This is a genomic window from Desulfoferula mesophila, assembly GCF_037076455.1.
Classification (GTDB): Bacteria; Desulfobacterota; Desulfarculia; order Desulfarculales; family Desulfarculaceae; genus Desulfoferula; species Desulfoferula mesophila.
On the sequence record NZ_AP028679.1, the window covers coordinates 881,673 to 906,519 of the forward strand.

Consider the following 24,847-nt stretch of genomic DNA (forward strand, 5'->3'; position numbering starts at 1 on the left):
GTCTTTTCGGCTCCCTTGTGCGGGGCCGGCCCGGCTCTAGCCCTGGGGGGAGGCGCCGGAGGCCTGGCTGGGGTAGAGGTGCACGTCCTGCTGGGGATAGGGGATGTTGATGCCTTCGGCGTCGAAGGCCAGCTTGATCTTTTCGGTGAGGTCGCACTTGACGCCCCACCAGTCGGCGTTGTTCACCCAGGGGCGCACCCCCAGGTTCACGCTGGAGTCGCCCAGCTCCAAGACCATGACCGTGGGAGCGGGCTCCTTTAATATGCGTTGCTCCTCGCTCACCAGCCGCATGAGGATATCTTTGGCCTTCTTGATGTCGTCGTCGTAGCCGATGCCCACCACCAGGTCCACCCGCCGTTTTTTGGCGGCGGTGTAGTTGATGAGCTTGTCGCTGAAGGTCTTGGTGTTGGGTACCACCGCCAACACCCCGTCCACCATTCTGATCTTGGTGACCATGATGGTGATCTCCTCCACAACCCCGAAGGCCCCGCCCACCTCCACCACCTCGCCCAGGCGGAAGGGCCGGAAGATGAGGATCAGCACCCCGGCGGCCAGGTTGGCCAGGTTGGACTGCAAGGACAGGCCCACGGCCAGGGCGGCGGCGCCCATCATGGCGATGAGCGAGCTGGTCTGAAAGCCCACCCGGGCCAGGGCGGCGATGACCACCAGCAAGATCAACACGAATTTGAGCACGTTGCCGCCGAAGCTCACCAAGGTCTCGTCAACCTTGGCGCGCCGGAGCACCTTGCGGAATATATTGGTGATAACCTTGGCCGCGATGATGCCGATTACCAGGATGGCTATGGCGCCCACCACCTGCATGCCGTAAAGGGTCAGCCAAACGCGTACTTGTTCCCAAATAGATTCCACGAGACTCTCCAAAGTATCAATTCACACGAGGCGCGCCGCTGGGGCGGGCGGCGCGCCGGACAGTTTCAACCAGTTTAGTGCACGATGAATGGATGGCCAAGCTTCTTGGGGCCGAAAACTGCCGAAAAATACGGGACTAACGCGGCATTCGCCTGCGGCGGCGCAGACGGCGGGAGAACTTGGCCGCCTTGGGCCGGTGCCGGGGGGGCGGGGGGGCTGGGGCCAGGGGGGTTACGGCCTCGCTCAAGTGGCGCGAGACCAGGCGGGCGATGAGCACCGCCAAAAAGAGCTGGCCCGCCGCCGCCTCCAGGGTCGAGAGGAACTGGGCCATGGCCCTGCGCGGCAGGATGTCGCCGAAGCCCACCGAGGTGATGGTGGACAGGCTGTAGTACAAGGCCCGCATGTGCGCGATTGCCGGGTCAATGGCGTAGCCCGTCAGGGGAGGCGAAAAGCTGTGGGGGTGGAAGTAACTTAGAACCTTGTAAAGCTCGGTCCAGGTTATGGCCAGCAGAAAATAGGCGGCCACCCCGGAAAAGATGGTGTCCAGGCGCACCTGGCGGGCCTGGAACAAAAAGATCATCACCATCACCGTCCACCCGCTGGTTATCAATAGGGAGGTAATGGTGAAAGCTATTTCCTCCCGGCTGAGCCAGGCGGGCGGCAGGGGCAGCCAGGGCAGAAGCAGCCCAAGGCACATGATCACCAGAAGAATTCTGAGCACCACCAGGTAGGAAGGGAAGCGCACCAGGAAATCGGAGGTGAGGGGACGGGTGGCCACATGGAACACCACCACGAAGCCTCCGATGATCAACAGGCCGGTGGGGTGGACATGGCCCTGGATCAGGGACAGGGCCAGGGCGGCGTAGACAAAGTAGAGCGACAGGCGCCGCGCCAGGGAGATAGGGGGGGAATGTAGCCAACGGCCCCGGGCATCCAGGCCTACTTGTTGGGTTGCATCGCTCATGTGCCTTCCGTCCACGGGTTACCGGAAAATTATAAGGGTTTTCCCCCGTGGTGACAGCATTATTAGTCCCTGGGAGCTTATCCTCGGTCCGCCGCCTGTGCTAGAGTGGTGCGGTCTTTTCGCCCAGGAGAGTCCCCATGCCGCCTCCGCTGTTGGTACAGGCCATGCGCTTGCCCTTCCTCACCGGCTCGTTGACCCCGGTGCTGGTGGTGGCCGCCTGGTGGTGGGGCCAAGGCTCCATGCCCTGGGGCCTGTTTCTGCTAACCCTGGCCGGGGTGGGCTGCCTGCAGAGCGGGGCCAACCTGATCAACGATTTTTACGACGCCACGGGCAGCGACCCCCTCAACCGGCACGCCACCATTTTCTCCGGCGGCAGCCGGGTGATCCAAGACGGCCGTATGAGCCGCCGGGCGGTGGGCGCCCTGGCCGTGGGCTTTTTCGTGGCCGCCGGGGCCTGCGGGGGCATGGTGGCGGCCCTGGATCGTCCCTGGGCCCTGGCCGTGGGCGCGGTTGGGTTGGCCGGCGGCTGGCTCTATTCGGCCGGTCCCCTGGCCCTGATGTCCCTGGGCCTGGGCGAGGCCTGCATCTTCATCCTCTTCGGCCCCCTGCTCACCTGGGGGGTGGGCTACGTGCTGGGCGGCGAGTTCTGGGCCGTGGCCTGGTGGCTGGGCCTGCCCCAGGCCTGGCTGATCACCGCCGTGCTGTGGATAAACCAGTTCCCCGACCGGGCCGCCGACGCGGCCGCGGACAAGAACAACCTGGTGGTGCGTCTGGGCCTGGGCCCTTCGCGCCTGGTCTACGCCGTACTGATGCTGGCTCCCTTCCCCTCCCTGGCCTGGCTGGTGCACGGCTGGGGCCTCACCCCCTGGCTCTACCTGGCCCTGGCCGCGGCGCTGCCTTCGCTCAAGGCGGTGGCCATCGCCTGGCGCAGCTACGACGATCCCCTGGCCCTGGTGCCGGCCCAGGCCCTGACCATCGTGACCCATCTGAGCACCGGGGCGTTCATGGTGCTGGGTTTGCTCCTGGGGGCCTGGCTGGCCTAGGTCGCCCGCCCCGCCAAAAAAAATAAAGGGCGGGGATGAACCCCGCCCCGCCGGCCGGCCCGGCCGGTCCCCGGTCCAGGGGCCGCCTAGTCGTCGCGCAGGAAACCTCCCAGGATACTGCCTTCCCCCTTGTCCCGGCCCCCGCCCTGGGGCGCGGCGGCCCAGATGCGCCCGGCCAGGCGGCTGAAAGGCAGGCTTTGCAGCCACACGTGACCCGGCCCGGTGAGGTTGGCCAAAAACAGGCCCTCGCCCCCGAAAAAGGCCGTCTTGATGCCGCCGGCCAACTGCACGTCGTAGCTCACCGAGGGGCTCAGGGCCACCAGGCAGCCGGTGTCCACCCTGAGGCTCTGCCCGGCCTCCAGCTGCATCTCCATGACGGTGCCCCCGGCGTGCACAAAGGCCAGGCCGTCGCCCACCAGGCGCTGCATGATGAAGCCCTCGCCGCCGAACAGGCCCACCCCGATCTTTTTCTGGAAAGCGATCTCCAGGGCCACCCCCCGGGCGGCGCAGAGAAAGGCCGCTTTTTGGCAGATGAGCTCGCCTCCCAGCTCTCCCAGGTGCATGGGCAAAATCTTGCCGGGGTAGGGGGCGGCAAAGGCCACCCGGGCCTTGCCCGAGGGGCCGCTGTGGGTGAACACGGTCATGAACAGGCTCTCTCCGGTGAGCAGGCGCTTGCCCGCGCCCATGAGCGAGCCCAAAAAGCCCCCGCCGCCGCTTTGCCCCCGGCGGCCATCGCCGAAGATCGTCTCCATGGTGATGGCCTGGTGCATGTAGAGCATGGCCCCGGCCTCGGCCACCGCGCTCTCGCCGGGGTCCAGCTCTATTTCCACGTACTGCATCTCGCTGCCCTGGATCACGTAATCGATCTCGTCGGCCAACGAGCGGGCAGGGGGCGGCGGGGGAGGCGCGGCCTGGGGGCTCAGGAGGGCGGCCAACTCGCCCACCGCCTTGAGCGGCGTCCACTCGGTAAAGCCCTGGCCGTACACCAGGGTCTCGGGGCCCAGGCGGCCCTCGGCGGCCAGGGCGCGCAGCTTTTGAGCGCCATAAGGCCCCGCGGGCTCGCCGCCCAGGGCCACGTACCATTGTTGATCAATCGTTTCCATGTCCTCACCTCATAGGCATATAGTCGAACTATGCGACGTCTTTGACAAATAATCCTAGCCGCGCGCTAGGTGGGACGGTAGTGAGCATTGACATTATAATAAAAATGCAATACATCAAATGACCAGGCCTCTATAAAAAATCTTCATACCCTGCGTCAGGAGTAGGCAATGGCCAGTGCCAAGCTGAAGCTTAATGGCAAAGAGGTGGAATTTTCTCCCGGAGAAACCATTCTCCAGGTAGCTTCGCGCAACGGCGTGAAAATTCCCACCTTATGCTATCTCAAGGACTGCACCCCCACCGGGGCCTGCCGAATGTGCCTGGTGGAGGTGACCGGCGCGCGCACCCTGGTGGCCTCCTGCGCCATGCCGGCCGGCGCGGGCATGGAGGTTACGACCGACAGCGAAAAGGTGCACAAGGCGCGGCGTCTGGCCATCGAGCTGCTCTTGAGCAGCGGCGAGCACAACTGCCTGTTGTGCGAGGCCAACGGCGAGTGCAAGCTGCAAGAGTACGCTTATGAATACGGGGTGTCGGCGGGACGCTTCGAGGGTGCCACCCAGCAGTATCCCATCGAAGACTCCAACCCCTTGATCATCCGCGACTTCAGCAAGTGCATCCTCTGCGGCCGCTGCGTGCAGGCCTGCAACGAGGTGCAGGTGAACCGGGCCATCGGCTTCGGCTACCGGGGAGCGGAGGCCAAGATCATCACCACCGGCGACCGTCCCTACGATCAGAGCGATTGCGTGTTCTGCGGCCAGTGCGTCGAGGTCTGCCCCACCGGGGCCCTGACCGAGAAAAAGGCCAAGGGCCTGGGCCGCCCCTGGGAAACCAAGAAGGTGCGCACCACTTGCCCCTACTGCGGAGTGGGCTGCCAGATGTGGCTGCACGTCAAGGACGGCAAGGTCATCAAGGTCACCGCCGTGGAGGACGCCCAGCCCAACCGGGGCCGCTTGTGCGTCAAGGGCCGCTTCGGCTACGACTTCATCCACAGCCCCGAGCGGCTGACCACCCCCCTGATCAAGGAAGACGGCGAATTCCGGGAGGCCTCCTGGGACGAGGCCCTGGACCTGGTGGCCGAGCGTTTCTCGGAGATCAAGCAGAAGCACGGCCCCGACGCCCTGGCGGGCGTCAGCTGCGCCCGCAGCACCAATGAAGACTCCTTTCAGATGCAAAAGCTCTTCCGCGCGGTGATCGGTACGAATAACATCGATCACTGCGCACGAACCTGACACGCTCCCACTGTCGCCGGTCTGGCGACTTCCTTCGGCTCCGGGGCCATGACCAACAGCTTTGCCGATTTCGACAAGGCCAAGATGTTCTTCATCATCGGCTCCAACATGACCGAGGCCCATCCCGTGGCCGCCACGTTCGTGAAAAACGCGGTGAATAACGGGGCCAAGCTGGTCTTGGTGGACCCCCGGCGCACCGGCTTGGCCGACTTCGCCCTTACCCACATGCGGCTCAAGGTGGGCAGCGACATCGCGCTGTTGAACGGCCTGATGCACGTCTTGATCACCGAAGACCTTTATGACAAGGAATACGTGCAGTCGTGCACCGTGGGCTTCGAGGAGCTCAAGGCCACGGTGATGAACTACCCGCCCGAGCGGGCGGCCGAGATCAGCGGGGTGCCGGCCGAGCAGATCGTGGAGGTGGCCCGGCTCTTGGCCGCCAACAAGCCGGCCATGCTCATGTACACCCTGGGCATCACCGAGCACACCTGCGGTGTGAACAACGTGCTCTCCTGCGCCAACCTACAGATGCTGCTGGGCAACGTGGGCTTCGAGTGCGGCGGGGTCAACCCGCTCAGGGGCCAGAACAACGTGCAGGGGGCCTGCGACATGGGGGCCCTGCCCAACGTCTACCCCGGCTACCAGAAGGTGAACGACGAGGCGGCCCAGGCCAAGTTCGCCCAGGCCTGGGGAGTGGAGGTCGACGACAAGGTGGGCCTGATGATGCCCGCCATGTTCGACGGCCTCATCGACGGCACGGTCAAGGGCATGTACATCTTCGGCGAGAACGTGGCCAACACCGAGCCGGATATTGCTCACGTGGAGCACTGCCTGGAATCGGCCGAGTTCGTGGTGTGCAACGACATCTTCCCCACCGAGACCACCCGCTTCGCGGACGTGATCTTCCCCGCGGCGGCCTGGAGCGAGGACGACGGCACCTTCACCAACAGCGAGCGCCGGGTCAGCCGGGTGCGCAAGGCGGTGGACCCGCCCGGCCAAGCCAAGCCCAATTGGTGGATCTTCAAACAAATCGCCAAGCGCATGGGCCAGGAGTGGGCCTCCGACAGCGGCCAGGAGATCTGGGACAACGAAGTTTCCGTGCTGACTCCCCAGATGGCGGGCATCAAGTTCAGCCGCATCGAAAACGATGGCCTGCAGTGGCCGGTGCCGGACCTCAACCACCTGGGCACGCCCTTCCTACACAAGGACGGCTGTTTTACTTGCGGCCTGGGCAATCTGAAGCCCGTGGAATGGACTCCCCCGGCCGAGCAGCCGGACGCGGAGTTCCCCCTGGTGCTCAGCACCGGCCGACGTTTGTACCACTATCACACCCGCACCCAGACCGGGCGCTCCGGCGGGCTCAACGACCTGCTGGGCGAGGAGACGGCCGACATCTCGCTGGACGACGCCCAGCGCCTGGGCATCGCCCAGGGCCAGAAGGTGGCGGTGTCTTCGCGGCGCGGGAGGGTGGAGGTCACCGCCAAGGTTACCCCCCAGGTGCCGCCGGGCATGGTGTGGATGGCCTTCCACTTCCGCGAGGGCTGCGCCAACTGGCTGACCAACCCGGTGTACGACCCCGTCTCCCAGACCGCCGAGTACAAGGCCTGCGCCGTCAAGGTGGAGCCTCTGTAGCGAGCGGCGACTAGACAAGCAAAAGGGACGCCCAAATGCGGGCGTCCCTTTTTATTGGGCCACGCGGTGTCTAGTTGTTGAAGTCGATTTGCAGAAACTGTTCCTTGTCCATTTTGTAACGCCGGATCAGGGTGTCTTCGTCGTAACCCAGGCAGAGCACTCCCTTGAGGTTGCTGCCCTGGCGCATGGGGGCGCACAGGCCCAGGCCCGGCCCGTATTGGGTGAAAACCTCGAAACCGGCGATGAGGCCGCTCTGGTACACCGGGTTGAGCTTGGTGAACTTGGAGTAGTTCTGGCCCACCACGCCCACGTGGGTCTTGGTCAGATCCTCGGGATCGGGGGTGCGCCAGGCCAGCACCACGGCGTCGGGGCCCAACACGGCCAGGTCGTGGTCCAGGGGCTTGCCTTTTTTCAGGCCCTGGGCGAACTGCCCGTCGATGTTGGCCTGGAGCGCGGGGCCGGGGTCGGGCCGGTCCAGGATGGGCATCAGCTCCTTGGTCTCCTGGGTGATGATCGCGAGGGCGGCTTTTTTAAAGGCGTCCTGGGCGGGATTCAGCTTGGGGGCCGGGTCGGCGCCGCAGGCGTAGAGGAGCATAAGGCCCAATAGCAGGCCGACCAGCCAAACGGCGCCGGACGGACCGGCGGTAAATATCTGAGTCCGGGTCATCATGACTCCTCCCCCGCCCAGGCCGGGGCCCTACAGTTCGAAAACCGCCTGCAGGTCGCAGACTTTTTTCCCTCGGTGGTTGCTGATCTGGGGGCGGTGCAAGTCGGCCAAGGGGCCTTCCAGGGCCTCGTGGCCCAGGATGCCCAGCTCGTGCAGGGTCTCGGTGACCGCCGGGCCCAGGGCCCGCACACCGCCGTCCTCTATGTTCAGGGCCACCCCCAGGCCTTGCTGGGGCAGGGCCAGGGCATAGGAGCCCTCGGAGCCGGCCTTGGCCAGGAGCACCCCCGGCGCGGCCTGCATGAGCCGGGTGCAGATGCGGCCCGTGCCGGCGATCATCTCGGGATGGGCCAGGCAGGCGGCCATGAGCTCCTTGACCGCCTCGCTCATGGCGGGCTCCAGCTCCGCCTGGTCCGGCGCGGCCAGGCGGGCGTAGGCTCCGGCCAGGGCCACCAGCGGGGTGCGGAACACCGGGGCCCCGCAGCCGTCCACCCCAATGCCGATCTGCTCCATGGGGTAGTGGCTCATCAAGGCCACGGTTTCCAGTATAAGCTTTTGCACGGGGTGGCGCGGCGACAGGTAGTCCTCGGTGGGCCAGCCGTGAAAAGCGCAGAGCACCAGCATGGCCGCGTGCTTGCCCGCGCAGGTGTTGTGCAGGGGGGTGGGTTTTTGCCCCGCCGCCCGCATGGCCTTATAGGTTTCCCGGTGCAGGGGCCAGGCCGGGCCGCAGTCCAGCAGCCCCACGTCCAGGCCCGCCTTGCCCATGATGCTTTTCACCGCCTCTATCTGGAAATCCTCGCCGTTCAGGGAGCCGCAGACCGCGGCCAACTCGGCCGGCGTCAAGCCGTAGCGTTTGGCCGCGCCGCTGGTGATCAGGGGCAAGGCCTGCAAGGGCTTGGCCGCCGAACGCATGAAGGTGGGCATGGCCGGATGGCCCAGGCCCCGGCTGCGCTTGCCGTCCGGGGTGCACACCGCGATGGCTCCGCGGTGGACGCTTTCGGTCAGCCCGCTACGGCGGAACTCCACCAGGGCCGGGGCGTACTCACCGGGGCCGGGAGCGCCGCCCCGGGCGTGTTCGTGAGAGTGATCGTGGTGATGATGTCCGTGATGTCTGCAAATTGAGAAAGATTCCTGCACGGTTACACCTATTTTCGTCTATAAGTTGACATGTACAGAGGGCGGCATTACCTTTAAGTTGTTAGAGGGAAGGTGCAATCTAGTATTACCCCTACATGATGTCCGCCCAATTTGCCGTGGCAAGAACACCCCCTCTCCCCCGGCATCGTAAAGCGGAAACCTTTCCTCCCCTCCTCCCAGAGGACCCTAGGGCTTGTGTCCTGGGGTCCTCGTTTTTATACTGCCTTAATATTCTGTTATTTTCCCGCGAGGTCAAGAAATGAGTTCAAAAGTGGTTACCGGCCTAGGCCGCCTGGGCGACGCCGCCCCCGCCGATCTCAACGGCGCCTCCCTGGGTCTCTTGGCCAATCCGGCGGCGGTGGGCCCCGATCTGAGCCCGGCCTGGGTCATGGTCAACCGGGTCTGGCCCGGAGGGCTCAAGGCCCTGTTCGGCCCCCAGCACGGCTTTTTCGCCGAAAAACAGGACAATATGGTGGAGTCGGAGCATGGGACCCATCCCGGCTTGGGGGTGCCCATCTATTCTTTATATGGCCAGACCCGCCGCCCCACCCCGGAGATGCTTTCCGGCCTGGACGCCTTGCTGGTGGATTTGGTGGACGTGGGATGCCGGGTCTACACCTTTTTCAGCACGCTGGTGGCCTGCCTGGAGGAGTGCGCCGCCGCCGGGGTGGAGGTGGTGGTGCTGGACCGGCCCAACCCCATCGGCCGCCGCTTCGAGGGACCGGTGCTGCCCCCGGAACTGATGAGCTTCGTGGGGGCCCACGCCATTCCTCTGAGCCACGGCCTCACCCTGGGCGAGCTGGCCCGGCTGGTGGTGGCGGAACGTAACCTGAACGTCGCCTTGCGGGTGATCCCTTGCGCGGGCTGGGCAGGGGAGGACTTCGCCGCCACCGGCCTGCCCTGGGTCATGCCCTCGCCCAACATGCCCACCCTGGACACGGCCCGGGTCTATCCCGGCCAGGTGCTGCTGGAAGGCGCCAGCCTGAGCGAAGGCCGGGGCACCACCCGGCCCTTTGAGATATTCGGCATGCCCGGCTTGGACCCGGCCGCGGTGCTCGATGCATTGGAGCCGGAAGCCCTGGATGGCGCCGTGCTGCGCCCGCTCAATTTCGAGCCTACTTTCCACAAGTTCGCCGGCCAGGTCTGCGGCGGCTTCCAGATTCATGTCACCGATCCGGGTCTATACCGCCCGGTGCGGGCCACCCTGGCCCTGCTGGGGGCCATCAACCGGGCCCAGCCCGGCCTGTGGGGCCTGCGCCCGCCGCCCTACGAGTATGAGCATGAGCGGCGTCCCTTGGACCTGCTTTTGGGCGACGCCGAGGCGGTGGATATGCTGGTGGCCGGGGCGACGACCGCCGAGTTGGAGGCACGCTGGCAGGGCGATCTCGAACAGTGGGATGAGCGCCGCCAGAGGGCCTTGCTCTACCCGGCTTGAGTCCGGCGTGTCCAGCCGCTAGAATAGAGACAACGCCAACTCTCAGAAAAGTCGGGAGAATTAAGTTACATGCCTTTTTACACCGCACTGCGAGGCTACACCAACAAGCGGCTGGAGGAGATCGCCGAGGCCGATATCTTGGTGGGCATCCCCTGCTACAACAACGAAACCACCATCGCCCACGTGATCCAGATGGTCACCCACGGCTTGGCCGACCATTACGGCGACAAACGGGCGGTGATCCTGGTGGCCGACGGCGGCTCCACCGACGATACCCGCGAGGTGGCCAAGGAGTTCGAGATCAAGCCTTGGCAAGAGAAGATCGTCAGCATCTATAGGGGCCTGCCCGGCAAGGGCAGCGCGCTGCGGGCGGTGTTCGAGGCGGCCGCCCGCCTCAAGGTGACCGCCTGCGCCATGGTGGACAGCGATCTACGCTCCATCACCGGCGACTGGGTCAAGGCCCTCATCGACCCGGTGATGACCAAGGGCTATCAATACGTTTCGCCGGTGTATTTGCGCCACAAGTACGACGGCACCATCACCAACAACATCGTCTACAACCTGACCCGCGCCCTGTACGGCAAGCGGGTGCGCCAGCCCATTGGCGGCGATTTCGCCATCAGCCGCGACCTGGCCAAGTTTTACGCCGAACAGGACGTATGGCAGAGCGAGGTGGCCCGCTTCGGCATCGACATCTGGATGACCACCAGCGCCATCACCCAGGGCTTCAAGGTGTGCCAGGCCAACCTGGGGCTCAAGGTGCACGACGCCAAGGACCCGGCCTCCCATCTGGGCCCCATGTTCCGCCAGGTCATCTGGACCCTGTTCAACCTCATGGAGCGCTACGAAGGGGTGTGGAAAAACGTGCAGGGCTCCGAGCCGGTGGAGACCTTCGGCAACGGCGGGGGGGGAGAGCCCGAGCCGGTTAACGTGAACCTCGAGGCCATGATCGAGAACTTCCAGAGCGGCTACAGGAATTTCAGCCCTCTGTGGAAGGATATTTTCTGCGGCGAATGCTTCAAGTCCATCGAGGCCGCCTCCACCATGGACACGGGCAACTTCAATTTCCCCACCTCGGCCTGGATCCAGATTCTCTACGAACTGGCCGCCACTTACCATAGCTGGGACCAGCACCGCATGCGTTTGCTGGACCTGGTGACTCCTTTGTATTACGCCCGCGTGGCCAGCTTCGTGCGCCAGAGCTGGGACATGACCTCGGCCGAGGCCGAGCAGTTGGTGGAAGAGCAGGCCCAGGAGTTCGAGGATCACAAGGACTATCTGATAAAGGTTTGGAGCCAAGGGCCGGCCAAGACCTGCGCGACCTAGCGGGATACTCCGAAGGGGGTGCGGATGTTTACGAGGGTGAACAGCCTGGCGGACAAGGATTCCCTGCCGCCGGGGAGCCTGGTGCACGTGGGCGAGGAAACCACCGGGCCCACCCGCATCACCGTCTTGGAATACGACGCCCAGGGGGTGCACGCCCTGGACGAGCCCGACAGCGGCGAGATCGCCAGGCTGCGGGACGAGCCTCAGGTGGTGTGGTTTCGGGTGGAAGGGGTGCACCAGGTGGAGATCATCGCCCGCCTGGGGGAGATTTTCGGCCTGCATCCCCTGGTGCAGGAGGACATCGTCAACACCCAGCAGCGCCCCAAGCTGGAAGAATATGACAACTACCTGTTCCTGGTGCTCAAGGACCTGAGCTTCGACCAGGAAGACCAGGAGGTCGTCGCCCGCCAGGTAAGCCTGATCCTGGGCCGGGGCTGGGTGCTTTCCTTCAGCGAGAGCGGCCACGACCCCTTCACCGCCGTGGTCGAACGCATCAACGGCGGCCGGGGCCGCATCCGCCACCTGGGGGCCGACTACCTGGCCTACGCCCTCTTGGACTCGGTTGTGGACCACTACTTCGGGGTGTTGGAGTCCCTGGCCGATGCCAGCCAGGAGATGGAAAGCGAGCTGGACACCGCCGCCGACCAGCGGGTGCTGCGCACCCTGCACCAACTCAAGCGCCAGGGCCTGCGTCTGCGAAAGGCGGTGTGGCCGCTGCGGGAGGTAACGGCTTGGCTGGAGCGGGGCGAGCACGAGCTGGTGAGCCCCACGGTGCGGCCTTATCTGCGTGACGTGTACGATCACACAGTGCAGGTGATCGACGCCACCGAGAGCCTGCGCGACAGCCTGGCCAGCCTCATGGACCTGTATCTGAGCATCGTCAGCAACCGCATGAACCAGATCATGAAGGTGCTGACCATCATCGCCACCCTGTTCATACCCCTGACCTTCATCGCCGGAGTCTACGGCATGAACTTCAAGAACATGCCTGAACTTGAGTGGTCCTGGGGTTATTTCGCCGCCCTGGGGCTGATGGGGGTGGTAACTATCGGCATGCTGATCTATTTCTGGCGTAAGGGCTGGCTGCTCTCTAAAGAGTAACTATATAAAATTAGGCAATAATAAAGGGCGGGGCCGTCGGCCCCGCCCTTGTTAATGCGCTTGCTTTAACTTTAGATGATCTCGCAGGCCCCGCCACCGCAGGCGATGGTCTCCTCCACCTTGGTGTTATCGCACTCCTCGATCAGCTCGGTGTAGTCCACGTTCACGTACTCGCGCTGCAAGTCTTCCCAGTGCTTGCAGTTGTGCACCCGCTTGAGGCAGCGGGTCATGCGCAGCATGTCGCCGTCAAAGTAGTTGCGCGCGAACTTGTGGGCCCGGCGCACCCAGTCCTTGCGCATGAAGATGACGTGCTCGATGGCCTCCATGGCCCGCCGGGGCAGATCGGGCTTCAGCAGGGCGTCCAGGTCGTGGCCCCGGCCCAGGGCAGCGTCGCAGGCCTCCCACAGGTTGTCGTCAAAGGCGTGCAGCCCGTCCACGATGAGCCCCGAGGACATGATGGCCCCCACCCCGTAGTGGGCCACCACCTCCTCGGCGGTGTAGACCTCGCAGAAGGGGGCCTGGGGGTAGTCCAGGTCGCCGCCGTGGGGCAGCAGGGAGACGCCCGAGAAGTAATTGCGGTTGTCGTAGATGAAGTCGGCCACCTCGTCCCACTGGCCCTCGGGCACGGTGATGGTGTTGGACACGTTGTGGCTCAAAAAGGGCTGGATGCAGCGCTCGGGCCGGCGGCCCGCGTCGATCCAGTTGCTCTTGGTGAGCTTCACGTACTCCAACAGCTCCACCGGGCTCAGCTCCTTGCGGATCTTGGCGTGGCCGTTGGCCTCGATGCAAAAGGTGATGACCACGCTGTTGCCGTTGGGGTCCCAGACGCTCTCCTCCACGGCCAGGGGGTTCTTCTGGCGGAAGAAATCCACGATGGCCTCGCCCTCGTGGGCCTGGGCCCGGCGGAAGTAGCGGCGGGCGTGGTGGGGGTGGATGCCCGAGCTGGTGCCCAGGATGCAGCTGGTGCTGCCGGCGGGCTTGATGCAGGTGGCCCGGGCGGCGGGGGCCAGGCCGATGCGCTCGGCCACCTCGCCGTTGACCTCCACGATCAGCCGGGCCATGCGCCGCTGGATGGCCGGCTCGAAGGCCACCTCGGGGTTTTCCATCATGCCGGTCATGGAGACCCCCAACAGGGCTTCGCGCCGGGCGATCTCTTCGCTCACCGGCCCCAGGTAGCCGAAGTTGGTGTAGTCGGCCTGCAGGGTGCCCAGGATGGCCGCGGCCCGGGCCGCCTCGGCGAACTTTTCCTCGTTGTCCACCCGGCCCATGTTGATCTCGCACAGGTTGCAGAAGGCCCAGCCCGACACCCCGTCCAACTGGGGGAACAGGCCGATCTCCACGCAGGGGTTGTAGGTGATGTCGCGGTGGTCGGCCCACACGAAGCCCGGCTCGCCGAACTCCTTGACCGCCTGCATCAGCTCCTGGAACCGCTCCCGGCCGGTTTCGCCGCGCAACAACAGGGCCGAGTTGTTGGAGCGGGCTCGCTGGGGGTTTTCCACGAACCAGTTGCCGGTCTTGGCGGTGGCCATTTCCTGGTCGTCGGGCGAGAACAGGCAGATGGTGGCGCTGCGCCGCACCCCGCCGGAGAGCACCGCGTCCGAGGCGTGCATGAGAAGGTCGTAGGCGTGGATGGGCCGCAGGCGGCGATGCCCCCGGGCCAACACCCGGTCTAGGTGGGCCCGGATCAGCTCCAGGCTGCGCTTGAGGGGCTCGGGACCGGGGGCCTTGCCCGCCCCGCCGGTGATGGGCGAGCCCTTGGCGCGGATCAGGGAGTAGTCGAACTCCACCACGCGGCCCTTGTACTCGGCAAAGGGCTGCTCGCTGGTGAAATAGGAGGAGAGCAGCACTCCCAGGGCGTCGGCCCAGCCCTCGATGGTGTCGGGAATCTGGTAGGTCAACGTCTCGCCGCTGGGCGGGGCCAGCTCTGGCAGCTTGGCGATGTGGTGCCACTGCACCGAAAAGCCCACCCCGCAGCCGCACAACAGGAGCCACAGGGCCTCTTGGAAAAAGCGGGAGCGGTCGCAATAGGAGGTGGTGCAGTTGTACATGCGGGCGTTCTTGCCCAGGATCGGCTCGCCGCCGAACTGCAGGGCCCGCTGGCTGCCCAGGACCAGGCGCTTTTGCATGGCCCGGCCCACCTCGCGCAGCAGATCCTCCACCACCAGGCCCTTGCGGCCGAAATGGCGCCGGTGCATGTCCAATACCCGCTCCACGGCCTCGTCAAAGGTCTCCCGGCGCTTGAGCGCCGGGTTGTAGCGGCTGTACTTGCTGGCGAAAACGTACTCTTGCAGGTTCCAGATACTCATTCAGAGGCCTCTCCTAAGATCAACATATAGTCATACGCTGATACGTTGATACAACATATGGTGGGTATACGGCAACAAAAAAATGTTAATAATTATTATTACTACAAAATTGTACCCTAAGCGCCACATGGCGCCCGAGCCGCCGGGGAGGCGGTTTTCTAGGTCCTCTGGCCGGGTTTCACGCGAGGTCGGAGGGCGATCGGCAACGCCGCCGAAGCGGCGCTGCCATTGGGACAAACTTACCACCGGCGGGCGCCCTTGGCACCCGGCGTCGCGGCTGTATCGGCTAAGTGCGCAAACTAGCGCAGGAAGTCGTTGGTTTCCCGCTCCTGCTTCACCGTGCTCTTGGGGGCCATACCGTAGTGGTGGCCGGGCCACACGATGGTGTCGTCGGGCAGGGTGAGGATGCGGCTCTTGATGGAGTTGAGCATCCTGGGCCAGGAGCCGCCGGGCAGGTCGGTGCGGCCCACCCCGCCCACGAACAGGGTGTCGCCGGTGAAGACGTGGCCAGGGGTGTACAGGCAGATGCAACCCGCGCTGTGGCCGGGGGTGGAGAGGACCGCCAGCTTGACCTCTTCGCCGGCGGTGATCACGTCGCCGTCGGTGACGGTCTGGTCGGCCGGGGGCAGCTCGCTGCAGCCCAGCATGCGGGCGAAGTCCAGGGAGTGGGGGCTGGTCATGGCCTCCGCGTCGGCCTCGTGGATGATGATGGGCGCGCCGGTGAGCTTCTTGAGCTTGGCGTTGCCGCAGGTGTGGTCCGGGTGGGCGTGGGTGTTGACGATCTTGACGATCTTCAGGCCCTCTTCCTGGGCCTTGGCCACTATGGCCTCCTCGTTGCCCGCCGGGTCGATCACCACCGCTTCCCCGGTTTTCTCGCAGCCCACCAGGTAGGCGAACACCTGCATCTGACCAACTAAAAGCTGAATGACCTTCATGCGATCTCCCCCGATCCCAACGTGAAGATTTTAAATGGTGCCCCAGAAGCTAGCAGCAATATTTCCGCCTGTCCAGCCTGGAGACCGCTCGCCCCTTGGCCGGGACGCTCCAGCGGGTCCGGCCATGCGGTGCTCCGGCGCGGCCTGTGCGAGTCTAGCCGTTGGTGGCGTAGGAGTGCAGCCCCGACAACAACAAGTTCACCCCGAAGTAGGTGAACAGCACGCAGGCGAAACCCACCAGGGAGAACACGGCCATGCGCTTGCCCTGCCAGCCGCGCATGAAGCGGCTGTGCAACAGCGAGGCGTAGACCAGCCAGGTGATCAGCGACCAGGTCTCCTTGGGGTCCCAGGACCAGTAGGTGCCCCAGGCGCTGTTGGCCCAGATGCTCCCGGTGACGATGCCCGCGGTGAGCAGAATGAAGCCCACCACCACGGTCTGGTAGATGAGGTTGTCCAAGACCAAGGCCCGGGGCGAAGCCGGGTCCTTGCTCAGGCCGGTGGCCAGGTACATTGCCCCCAGGGCGGCCGAGACCGCGAAGCCAGCGTAGCCCAGGAAGCAGGTGATGACGTGGGCGATGAGCCAGTTGCTCTTGAGGGCCGGCAACAGCGGCTTGATGGCCGGGTCCAGGGTCAGGGCGTAGAGCATGGACAGGAAGGCCAGGGGCACGGCAAAGGCCCCGATGACCCGCATCCAGGTGGTCGACTCGATGATCAGGTAGATCACCGCGATGGTCCAAGAGAAGAACACCAGCGACTCGAAGAGGTTGGAAAAGGGCGCGTGGCCTATGCCCATCTGGTGGCTGGCCACCCAGCGCAGGATGATGGCCAGGGTGAGCACGGCCAAAGACGCCCAGGTGACCCCGCTGGCCGCCCAGCCGAACACCTTGGACTTGAAGGCCCAGTGGCACAGGTAAAGCACCGAAGCGGCCAAAAAGGCGAAGGTAACCGCCACCAGGATTTGATTGCTCAAAGCTTCCATGGATCACTCCGCCTCTTTGGGTGAGCCGCCCAGTTCGTGGCGCAGGCGGCTCTGCAGCCTGGCCAGGCTCTGGCGGTTCTTGTTGGTGGCTCCGGCTATCTCCACCTTGGTGCGGCCCTTGCCGGTGGGGCCCAAGCGCAGCCAAACCTTGCGGTGGCTGAAGTAGAAGGCGATGAAAAAGCCCAGGACCATCAGGGAGCAGCCCACCCAGATCAACCACACTCCGGGGTCGTACTTGACCTGCAGGCCGCTGTAGGCCTCGGTTTGCACCTTGAGGATCTCAAAGCGCAAGGGGCCGGATTGGGGCATGTTCACGCCCGGCTTGAAGGCGGTGTAGGCCTGGGGCTCGCCTTTTGGCCCCTGGTAGAGCAGGCGAATCACCGGGCCGTCGTACATGCCCCCCATCTGGACCCGCTCCCGCCAGCCCTGGATGGCCGCCTTGGCCCCGCCGGGGAGCTGGTTTATCTCCCGGGCCTCCAGGGTGAGGTCCTGCTTGCTGCCGTTCTTGCGGATCAGCTGCAGCTCCACGGACTTGAGGTCGTTGCCGTAGGAGGACTGGTAAAAGTCGATGCCGTGGTATTCGGCCGGGTCGTTGACGATCAAGGATGCCTGGTGGGTCTGTTTGCCGCCCTCCAGGAAGGTGACCTCGCTGCGATACTCGCTGGGCATGCCGTTGGGATAGAAGGAGACGTTGAACTTGTCCAGGCGCAGGGTAAAGCCCAGGGGCCTGGGCCGCCCGTTGTGCAGGGTGATGTGGTCCACGCTGCCGCCCACCGGGATGTTCACGTAGCCGGAGTAGCCCCAGAAGTTGCCCACCAGGGCCCCGGCCATGATCACCAGCACGCTGGCGTGCACCACGTAGACCCCGAAGCGCGACCAGCCGCCCCGCTGGGCGAAGAGCACGGTGCGCCCCTGGTCGTCGGCCTGGGCGCTTTGGCCCACCAGGCGCTCCAGCACCCCGCGCGCCCGCTCCAGGTTGGCCCCCGGTTCGCCGGCCAGGGTGAAGCTGTCCTTGGGCTTGCGCATGGAGTTGGCCTCGTCCGCCGGGTCCTTGCCCAGAATGCGCATGGTCAGCGACAGGCGGTTGATGGAGCAGATGACCAGGTTGGCCGCCAACAGGGCCATGATCAACACGAACCAGGGGGCGTGGTACAGGTCGTCCAGCCCGATGGCCGAGATAAAGCGCCAGCCCGCCTCTCCGTAGGCCCGCACATAGACGGCCGCGCTTTCCTTTTGGGGGATCAGGGTGCCGGCGATGGAAAGCACCGCCAAAAGCAGCAACAGAAAAAAGGACAACTTCACCGAAGCGAAAAAGTCCCAGATTCTCTCCAAGAACGGTTTGCGGGGTTGGTCCTGGCTCACGCGGCCTCCTTGGCGAGGTTGCCGAAAACACTGAAAAGTAAAGCTACCAGAGGGCTAGGGTAGGGGCAAGCGCCGCCCTGGGGCGAGCCGGTGCGCCGCGGCCCGAATAAATGGGGGCGGGACCGGATCGATTCTCAGTCCCTGGTAGGGGGAACCATGCCGTTGAGGCTCACCGCGCCCCGGCCCAACAGGTCGTGCAGGTGCACCAGGCCCAGGACCTTGCCGCCGGCCGCCACCACCGGCAGGGCGGTGATCTGCTTGAGCTCCATGGCGTGCAGGGCCTCGGCGGCCAGGGTGTCCGGGTCGGCGGTGAGGGGATCCGCGGTCATGAAGCGGCTCACCGGGGCGCTGTCCAGGCTTTGGCCGGCCACCACCGCCCGGCGCACGTCGCCGTCGGTGAAGATGCCCATGAGCTTATTCCGGCTGGTGATGAGCACCGTGCCCAGGTCGCCCTCGTCCATCACCTTGACCGCCTGGGAGATGGGAGTGGCCGGGCGCACCGCCGGCACCGCCTTGCCCTTGGTCATCACCTCGCTCACCCGAAGGGCCAGGCGCTGGCCCAGGCTGCCGCCGGGATGGTGGCGGCGGAAGTCCTCGGCCTTGAAGCGGTGCTTTTCGATGAGCACCACCGCCAGGGCGTCGCCCATGGCCAGGGCCGCGGTGGTGGAGGTGGTGGGGGCCAGGCCCAGGGGGCAGGCCTCGCGCTCCACGCCGCAGTCGATGACCAGGTCCGCCGCCTGGGCCAGGGGCGAATCCAACCCGCCGGTCATGGCCACCACCTTGGCCCCGTGGTCCCTCAGTTGGGGCACCACGTTGACCAACTCCTCGCTGCGCCCGCTGTGGCTCAGGGCCAAGACCACGTCGCCGGGGCTGACCATGCCCAGATCGCCGTGCAGGGCCTCCACCGGGTGCAGGAAGATGGAGGTGGTGCCGGTGGAGCTTAGGGTGGCGGTTATCTTGCGGGCCACGATGCCGCTCTTGCCGATGCCGGTGGTGATCACCTTGCCCGGCGAGGCCAGGATCATCTCCACCGTCTGCTCGAAGCTGGGGCCCAGGCGTTTTTTGAGCTGGGTGATGCCCTGGGCCTCGATGCTCAGGACCTCGCGGGCTATTTTGAGTATCTCGGACAAGGGCTCTAGCACTCCAGGCAGAACTTGCCGGCGTTTTCGTCCACGGGCACCGGGTACTCGCCGTCGAAGCAGGCCAAACAGAAGCCCTGGCGGCTGGCCGAGGTGGATTCCAACAGGCCCTCGATGGACAGATAGCCCAGGGAGTCCAGGCCCAAAAGGTTGCGAATTTCCTCCACCTTGTGGTTGCAGGCGATCAGTTCGCCCTTGGTGGAGAAGTCGATGCCGTAGTGGCAGGGGAAGCGGTGGGGCGGGCAGGAGACCACCATGTGCACCTCGGCGGCGCCCACGTTGCGGATGTTCTGCACCCTGGCCATGGTGGTGGTGCCCCGGATGATGGAGTCCTCCACGATGACCACCTTCTTGCCCTTGATCAGCTCGCGCACCGGGTTGAGCTTCACCCGAACCCCGAAGTCACGCATGTCCTGACTGGGCTGAATAAAGGTGCGCCCCACGTAGTGGTTGCGGATCATGCCCATCTCAAAGGGCAGCCCGGCCGCGCAGGCATAGCCCAGGGCGGCGTAGTTGCCGCTGTCGGGGAAGGGCATCACCAGATCGGCGTCGGGATGGGGGAACTCCTCGGCCAGCTGGGCCCCCTGGCGGCGGCGCACCGAGTACACCGTCTGGCCGAAGATGTAGCTGTCGGGCCGGGCGAAGTAGATGAATTCGAAGATGCAATGGGCGTGGCGCTGGCGGGTGAAGGGCTTGATGCTGCGCAGGCCGTTCTTGTCGATGAACACCACCTCGCCGGGCTCCACCTCGCGGATGAAGCGGGCGTCGATGAGGTCCAGGGCGCAGGTCTCGCTGGCCACCACGTAAGCGTCGCCCAGGGCGCCCAGGCACAGGGGCCTAAAGCCCTGGGGGTCGCGGGCGGCCACCAGGGTGTCCTCGGTCATGAACAAAAAGCTGTAGGCCCCCCGAAGCTGGCTGAGAGAGCTGACCAGGGCCTCTTCAAAGCCCATGTGGATGTTGCGGGCCAACAGGTGCATCACCACCTCCGAGTCCATGGAGGTCTGGAAGATGCTGCCTTCCTTTTCCAGGTGGCGCCTGAGTTCGTGGGCGTTGACCAGGTTGCCGTTGTGGCCCACGCACAGGCCGTGGCCCGCGTAGTTGATGATAAATGGTTGGGCGTTGCCCAGCACCGAGGAGCCGGTGGTGGAGTAGCGCACGTGGCCGTTGGCGATGTGGCCCTTGAGGCCCTTGAGGTCGCGCTCGCTGAAGATGTCGGGCACCAGGCCCATGGCCCGCTTCTGGTGCAGGTGCTTGCCGTCGCTGGTGACGATGCCCGCGGACTCCTGCCCCCGGTGTTGCAGGGCGTAGAGGCCGTAGTAGGTCAAGCGGGCCGCCTCGGGATGGCCGTACACCCCGAAAACGCCGCAATATTCTTTGGGCCCCTGGCTGCGCGCGCGCCACATGGCGGCCATCTTATCACAATGCATTGCTGCTCGCCTCACTGAGGAGTATGTAAACAGTCAACGATAATCAACAGATAACACCCAGCATTTCGTTGTGCTACTGAATTTTGTCCCGCTTGGAAAGGTTATGTTTTGCGCAAAGCAATTGGATGTTGTCAGCCACCAGTGAGGAACCACCACGAGAGTATGGAATAATGTGGTCGAAATGGAGATTCTTATCGCTACCACACTTAACACATCTACCTTGGTCGCGCTTCCAAACTTCGAGTTTGACAGAAGATGGAATCAATCGATCATGAGGTAATCGTGCTTTTGGCTGCTGCTCTCTTAACACAAAGTCATCGTCAGTCAGCTCAAGCCTGAACTTAAATGTCCTTCTGCTGTTAGACGTCTCTGGCCAAGCATCAACTAACCGAAACAAACCATTATAAACCCAGATGCTCTGTCTAAATCTTTTCATAAACTCGCACCAACTCGGGTTCCTGTCGGTTCTGTTTGAACCGTTGGGCGGCATGGAAAAATAAACCGTTTTGGGTTAGCCTGCCCGTCCTAGTCTGCCTCTGTTGGTCAAAAGCCTTTGGGTCTGGCACCGCCGCACATTTAGGGACGTCGTGACCTTCATAAATCAAAGTCTTACCTTCGTCTTCAACGCGGTCTTCGTAGGGAGCTCCTGGGCGTTGACTCATGAGAATCACGCTCATTCCTGCTCGCAGACGAAAATTCATACCTCTTTGAAGACTGTTGCCTCCCTCAAGTTGGCACATTTCCAGGTATGAAATGATGTCTCCTGGCTTTGCCTCCGATCGACCCATAAGATCTAGCCCGCGGCGTAATAATCCTGCAATGGGGTTACGGTAAGGGTATCTTTTTTGAGCAGGGCCTCCACCGCGTCGGCGGTGGCCCTGGCCGCGGCCAGGGTGGTGCAATAGGCCAGCCCCCGCTCCAGGGCGGTGCGCCTGATCTGATAGGCGTCGCTGGCCGGTCCCTTGCCCTCGGTGGTGTTAATCACCAGATCGATCTCGCCGTTGACCATGGCGTCCACCACGTGGGGCCGGCTTTCCGACACCTTGAACACGCGGCGGCACTCGATGCCCTGCTTAGTCAAAAAGGCGTGGGTGCCGGTGGTGGCCACCAGGTCGAAGCCCAACCGGTGCAGCTTGGCCGCTATGGGCGCCACCGCCGGTTTGTCCGCGTCCTTCACGCTGATGAACACGGTGCCCTTGGTGGGCAGTATCTGGCCGGCCCCCAACTGGCTCTTGGCAAAGGCCAGGCCCAGGTCGCGGTCGATGCCCATCACCTCGCCGGTGGAGCGCATCTCCGGCCCCAGCCAGGGGTCCACGCCCGGGAAGCGCACAAAGGGGAAGACCGCCTCCTTGACCGAGTAGTGCTTGGGCACCACCTCTTCTGTGAGGCCCAGCTGCTCCAGGGTCTGGCCCAGCATCACCTTGGTGGCCACCTTGGCCCAGGGGATGCCCGTGGCCTTGGACACGAAGGGCACGGTGCGGCTGGCCCGGGGGTTGACCTCCAAAAGATAGAGCAGTCCGTCCTTGACCGCGTACTGCACGTTCATCAACCCCAACACCCCCAGTTCGCGGGCCAAGTCGTAGGAGGCTTCCTTGATCTCCTTGATCATGGCCGGGGTGAGGTTGTGGGGGGGCAGCACGCAGGCGCTGTCGCCGGAGTGCACCCCGGCCTGCTCGATGTGCTCCATGATGCCCGCCACCACGACGCCGCCGGCCGAATCGGCCACCGCGTCCACGTCCACCTCCACCGCGTCCTCCAGGAACTTGTCCACCAGGATGGGGTGGTCCGGCGAGGCCTCCACGGCGGTGGTCATGTAGCGCCTCAGGGAGTCCGGGTCGTAGACGATCTCCATGGCCCGGCCGCCCAAGACGTAGGAGGGCCGCACCACCACGGGGTAGCCGATGCGCTCGGCCACGGCCAGGGCCCCTTCCACGCTGGTGGCGGTGCCGTTTTCCGGCTGGCGCAGGTTCAGGAGCTTGAGCAACTCCACGAAGCGGTCGCGGTCCTCGGCCCGGTCGATGGCGTCGGGCGGGGTGCCCAGGATGGGAGCCCCGGCCTTTTCCAGGGGCACCGCCAGGTTCAGCGGGGTCTGGCCGCCGAACTGCACGATGATGCCCTCGGGGTTTTCCGAGGCGATGATGTTGAGCACGTCTTCCTTGGTCAGGGGCTCGAAATAGAGCTTGTCGCTGGTGTCGTAGTCGGTGGAGACCGTCTCGGGGTTGGAGTTGACCATGATGGACTCGATGCCCATCTCCCGAAGGGCCATGGAGGCGTGCACGCAGCAATAGTCGAACTCGATGCCCTGGCCGATGCGGTTGGGCCCGCCGCCCAGGATCATCACCTTGCGTTTGTCCTCGGCCCGGCACTCGTCCTCGGTCTCGTAGGTGCCGTAGAAATAGGGGGTGTAGGCCTCGAACTCGGCGGCGCAGGTGTCCACCAGCTTGTAAGTGTGGTGGATGCCCAGCTCCAGGCGCCGGTCGCGCACCGTGTCCTCGTCCGAGGCCAGGGCGTGGGCGATCTGGCGGTCGCTGAAGCCCATCTGCTTGGCCCGGCGCATGGTGCCGGTGTCCAGCTCTTTCAAGGAGTTCTTGAGCCCGCCCCAGGGGCGGTGGCTCTCCAACTCGCCCTGGAAATCCACGATCTGCTGGATGTTATACAAGAACCAGGGGTCGATGGCGGTGAGCTGGTGCAACTCCTCCAGGCCCATGCCCTGCTTCATGGCCTGGGCCACCCAGAAGATGCGGGTGCTGGAGGGCTTGGCCACCAGCTGGCGCAGCTTGTCCGGGGCCATCTCGGCCCGCTCGGGGGCCGGGTCCTTGCCGTCGCCCAACAGGCCGGCCCGGCCGATCTCCAGGCCCCGAAGGCCCTTTTGCAGGGCCTCCTTGAAGGTGCGCCCGATGGCCATGGTCTCGCCCACGCTCTTCATGGCCGTGGTGAGCACGTCTTCGGCCCCGGGGAACTTCTCAAAGGCCCAGCGGGGAGCCTTGACCACGCAGTAGTCGATGGTGGGCTCGAAGGAGGCCATGGTCTCCTTGGTGATGTCGTTGGGCAACTCGTCCAGGGTGTAGCCGATGGCCAGCTTGGCGGCCATCTTGGCGATGGGGAAGCCGGTGGCCTTGCTGGCCAGGGCGCTGGAACGGCTCACCCGGGGGTTCATCTCGATCACCACCAGGTCGCCGTCGGCCGGGTTGATGGCGAACTGCACGTTGGAGCCGCCGGTCTCCACCCCGATCTCGCGCATGATGGCGATGGAGGCGTCGCGCATGACCTGGTATTCGCGGTCGGTGAGGGTCTGGGCCGGGGCCACGGTGATGGAGTCGCCGGTGTGGATGCCCATGGGGTCCAGGTTCTCGATGGAGCAGATGATGACCACGTTGTCCTTGCGGTCGCGCATCACCTCCAGCTCGAATTCCTTCCAGCCCAGCACCGACTCCTCGATCATCACCTCGTGGGTCAGGCTGGCCGACAGGCCGTGGGCGGCGATGCGCTCCAGGTCCTCGCGGTTGTAGGCCACGCCGCCGCCGGTGCCGCCCAGGGTGAAGGCGGGGCGCACCACCACCGGGTAGCCGATGCGTTCGGCCGAGGCCAACACCGCCGGCAGGTCGCGGCAGATGTCGCTATCGGGCACCCGGAGGCCGATGTTGTTCATGGCCTCGCGGAACAGCTCGCGGCTCTCGGCCTTTTTGATCACCTCCGGGGTGGCGGCGATCATCTCGATGCCCAGGCGCTCCAGGATGCCGGTCTCGGCCACCATCAGGGCGGTGTTCAAGGCGGTCTGGCCGCCCAGGGTGGGCAGGATGGCGTCGGGCCGCTCGGCCCTCAGCACCTCGATGACCACCTCGGGGGTGATGGGCTCCACATAGGTGCGGTCGGCCATCTCCGGGTCGGTCATGATGGTGGCCGGGTTGGAGTTGACCAGCACCACTTCCAGGCCTTCCTCGCGCAGCGCCTTGACCGCCTGGGTGCCTGAGTAATCGAACTCGCAGGCCTGGGAGATAATGATCGGCCCCGAGCCGATGATCATGATTTTCTTTAGGTCCGTGCGTTTGGGCATCTCGTTAGCTGTCTTTTCCCGGCATGCGATTTTATTTGAAGGCCTTGCCGTACCCGTTCGTTGTCCGGCGGGTGCCTCAAACCAATTAGTTTACCCCTGGACGGCGTTTTGCACCGCCCGTAATCCTAGCGCTGCGCTATGAA

The 24,847-nt window shown here is 64.7% G+C and carries 18 protein-coding genes; 5 read left to right on the plus strand and 13 right to left on the minus strand.

What is annotated here, in order from left to right:
• Window positions 1-36: 36 nt before the first annotated feature.
• A complete protein-coding gene (locus AACH32_RS03875; RefSeq protein ID WP_338605463.1) occupies window positions 37-870 on the minus strand; it encodes a mechanosensitive ion channel family protein in 834 nt (277 codons plus the stop codon).
• Between the two features lie 136 nt (window positions 871-1,006).
• Window positions 1,007-1,834, minus strand: coding sequence for a potassium channel family protein (locus AACH32_RS03880; protein WP_338605464.1), 828 nt, complete (start codon window positions 1,832-1,834; stop codon window positions 1,007-1,009).
• Window positions 1,835-1,971: 137 nt separating this feature from the next.
• Here AACH32_RS03880 and AACH32_RS03885 point away from each other — a divergent pair, with 137 nt between their 5' ends.
• A complete protein-coding gene (locus AACH32_RS03885) occupies window positions 1,972-2,877 on the plus strand; it encodes a prenyltransferase (RefSeq protein ID WP_338605465.1) in 906 nt (301 codons plus the stop codon).
• Between the two features lie 86 nt (window positions 2,878-2,963).
• On the opposite strand, the gene AACH32_RS03890 is transcribed toward AACH32_RS03885, so the two are convergent.
• Window positions 2,964-3,980 carry a TIGR00266 family protein gene (locus tag AACH32_RS03890; RefSeq protein WP_338605466.1) on the minus strand — a complete coding sequence of 339 codons (1,017 nt, stop codon included), beginning with the start codon at window positions 3,978-3,980 and terminating at the stop codon, window positions 2,964-2,966.
• Window positions 3,981-4,148: 168 nt separating this feature from the next.
• Between AACH32_RS03890 and fdhF the strand changes: the two genes are divergently transcribed.
• Window positions 4,149-6,839, plus strand: a complete 2,691-nt coding sequence (gene fdhF / locus AACH32_RS03895; protein WP_338605467.1) for a formate dehydrogenase subunit alpha — start codon at window positions 4,149-4,151, stop codon at window positions 6,837-6,839.
• Between the two features lie 70 nt (window positions 6,840-6,909).
• Here the strand turns inward: fdhF and AACH32_RS03900 are convergent, their stop codons facing one another.
• Complete coding sequence (locus AACH32_RS03900; protein WP_338605468.1) at window positions 6,910-7,509, minus strand: hypothetical protein; 600 nt, start codon at window positions 7,507-7,509, stop codon at window positions 6,910-6,912.
• 27 nt (window positions 7,510-7,536) lie between these two features.
• Window positions 7,537-8,640: an asparaginase gene (locus AACH32_RS03905; protein ID WP_338605469.1), complete on the minus strand. Its 1,104-nt coding sequence runs from the start codon at window positions 8,638-8,640 to the stop codon at window positions 7,537-7,539.
• Window positions 8,641-8,899: 259 nt separating this feature from the next.
• On the opposite strand from AACH32_RS03905, the gene AACH32_RS03910 reads away from it, so the two are divergent.
• The 3 genes from AACH32_RS03910 to corA all read left to right on the plus strand — a co-directional run bounded on the left by AACH32_RS03910 (window position 8,900) and on the right by corA (window position 12,502).
• Complete coding sequence (locus tag AACH32_RS03910; protein ID WP_338605470.1) at window positions 8,900-10,075, plus strand: exo-beta-N-acetylmuramidase NamZ family protein; 1,176 nt, start codon at window positions 8,900-8,902, stop codon at window positions 10,073-10,075.
• Window positions 10,076-10,144: 69 nt separating this feature from the next.
• Window positions 10,145-11,401 carry a glycosyltransferase family 2 protein gene (locus AACH32_RS03915; RefSeq protein ID WP_338605471.1) on the plus strand — a complete coding sequence of 419 codons (1,257 nt, stop codon included), beginning with the start codon at window positions 10,145-10,147 and terminating at the stop codon, window positions 11,399-11,401.
• A gap of 24 nt (window positions 11,402-11,425) precedes the next feature.
• Window positions 11,426-12,502: a magnesium/cobalt transporter CorA gene (gene corA, locus AACH32_RS03920; RefSeq protein WP_338605472.1), complete on the plus strand. Its 1,077-nt coding sequence runs from the start codon at window positions 11,426-11,428 to the stop codon at window positions 12,500-12,502.
• A 71-nt stretch (window positions 12,503-12,573) separates the two neighbouring features.
• On the opposite strand, the gene AACH32_RS03925 is transcribed toward corA, so the two are convergent.
• The 8 genes from AACH32_RS03925 to carB form a co-directional block, all read right to left on the minus strand.
• Window positions 12,574-14,808: a hypothetical protein gene (locus AACH32_RS03925; RefSeq protein ID WP_338605473.1), complete on the minus strand. Its 2,235-nt coding sequence runs from the start codon at window positions 14,806-14,808 to the stop codon at window positions 12,574-12,576.
• A gap of 299 nt (window positions 14,809-15,107) precedes the next feature.
• Window positions 15,108-15,743 (minus strand): MBL fold metallo-hydrolase, encoded by a 636-nt coding sequence (locus AACH32_RS03930; RefSeq protein WP_338605474.1) that lies wholly within the window; start codon window positions 15,741-15,743, stop codon window positions 15,108-15,110.
• Window positions 15,744-15,897: 154 nt separating this feature from the next.
• Window positions 15,898-16,722: a c-type cytochrome biogenesis protein CcsB gene (gene ccsB / locus AACH32_RS03935; RefSeq protein WP_338605475.1), complete on the minus strand. Its 825-nt coding sequence runs from the start codon at window positions 16,720-16,722 to the stop codon at window positions 15,898-15,900.
• A gap of 3 nt (window positions 16,723-16,725) precedes the next feature.
• Window positions 16,726-18,084 carry a cytochrome c biogenesis protein ResB gene (gene resB / locus AACH32_RS03940; protein WP_338605476.1) on the minus strand — a complete coding sequence of 453 codons (1,359 nt, stop codon included), beginning with the start codon at window positions 18,082-18,084 and terminating at the stop codon, window positions 16,726-16,728.
• A gap of 134 nt (window positions 18,085-18,218) precedes the next feature.
• The gene (locus AACH32_RS03945; protein WP_338605477.1) at window positions 18,219-19,214 is read right to left on the minus strand and encodes a KpsF/GutQ family sugar-phosphate isomerase; all 996 of its coding nucleotides are present in this window, start codon (window positions 19,212-19,214) and stop codon (window positions 18,219-18,221) included.
• Window positions 19,215-19,219: 5 nt separating this feature from the next.
• On the minus strand, window positions 19,220-20,626 hold the full coding sequence (gene purF / locus AACH32_RS03950) for an amidophosphoribosyltransferase (protein ID WP_338605478.1): 1,407 nt from the start codon (window positions 20,624-20,626) through the stop codon (window positions 19,220-19,222).
• Between the two features lie 97 nt (window positions 20,627-20,723).
• Window positions 20,724-21,140: an HNH endonuclease gene (locus AACH32_RS20840; protein ID WP_350341535.1), complete on the minus strand. Its 417-nt coding sequence runs from the start codon at window positions 21,138-21,140 to the stop codon at window positions 20,724-20,726.
• 303 nt (window positions 21,141-21,443) lie between these two features.
• Window positions 21,444-24,704: a carbamoyl-phosphate synthase large subunit gene (gene carB, locus AACH32_RS03955; protein WP_338605479.1), complete on the minus strand. Its 3,261-nt coding sequence runs from the start codon at window positions 24,702-24,704 to the stop codon at window positions 21,444-21,446.
• Window positions 24,705-24,847: the final 143 nt, after the last annotated feature.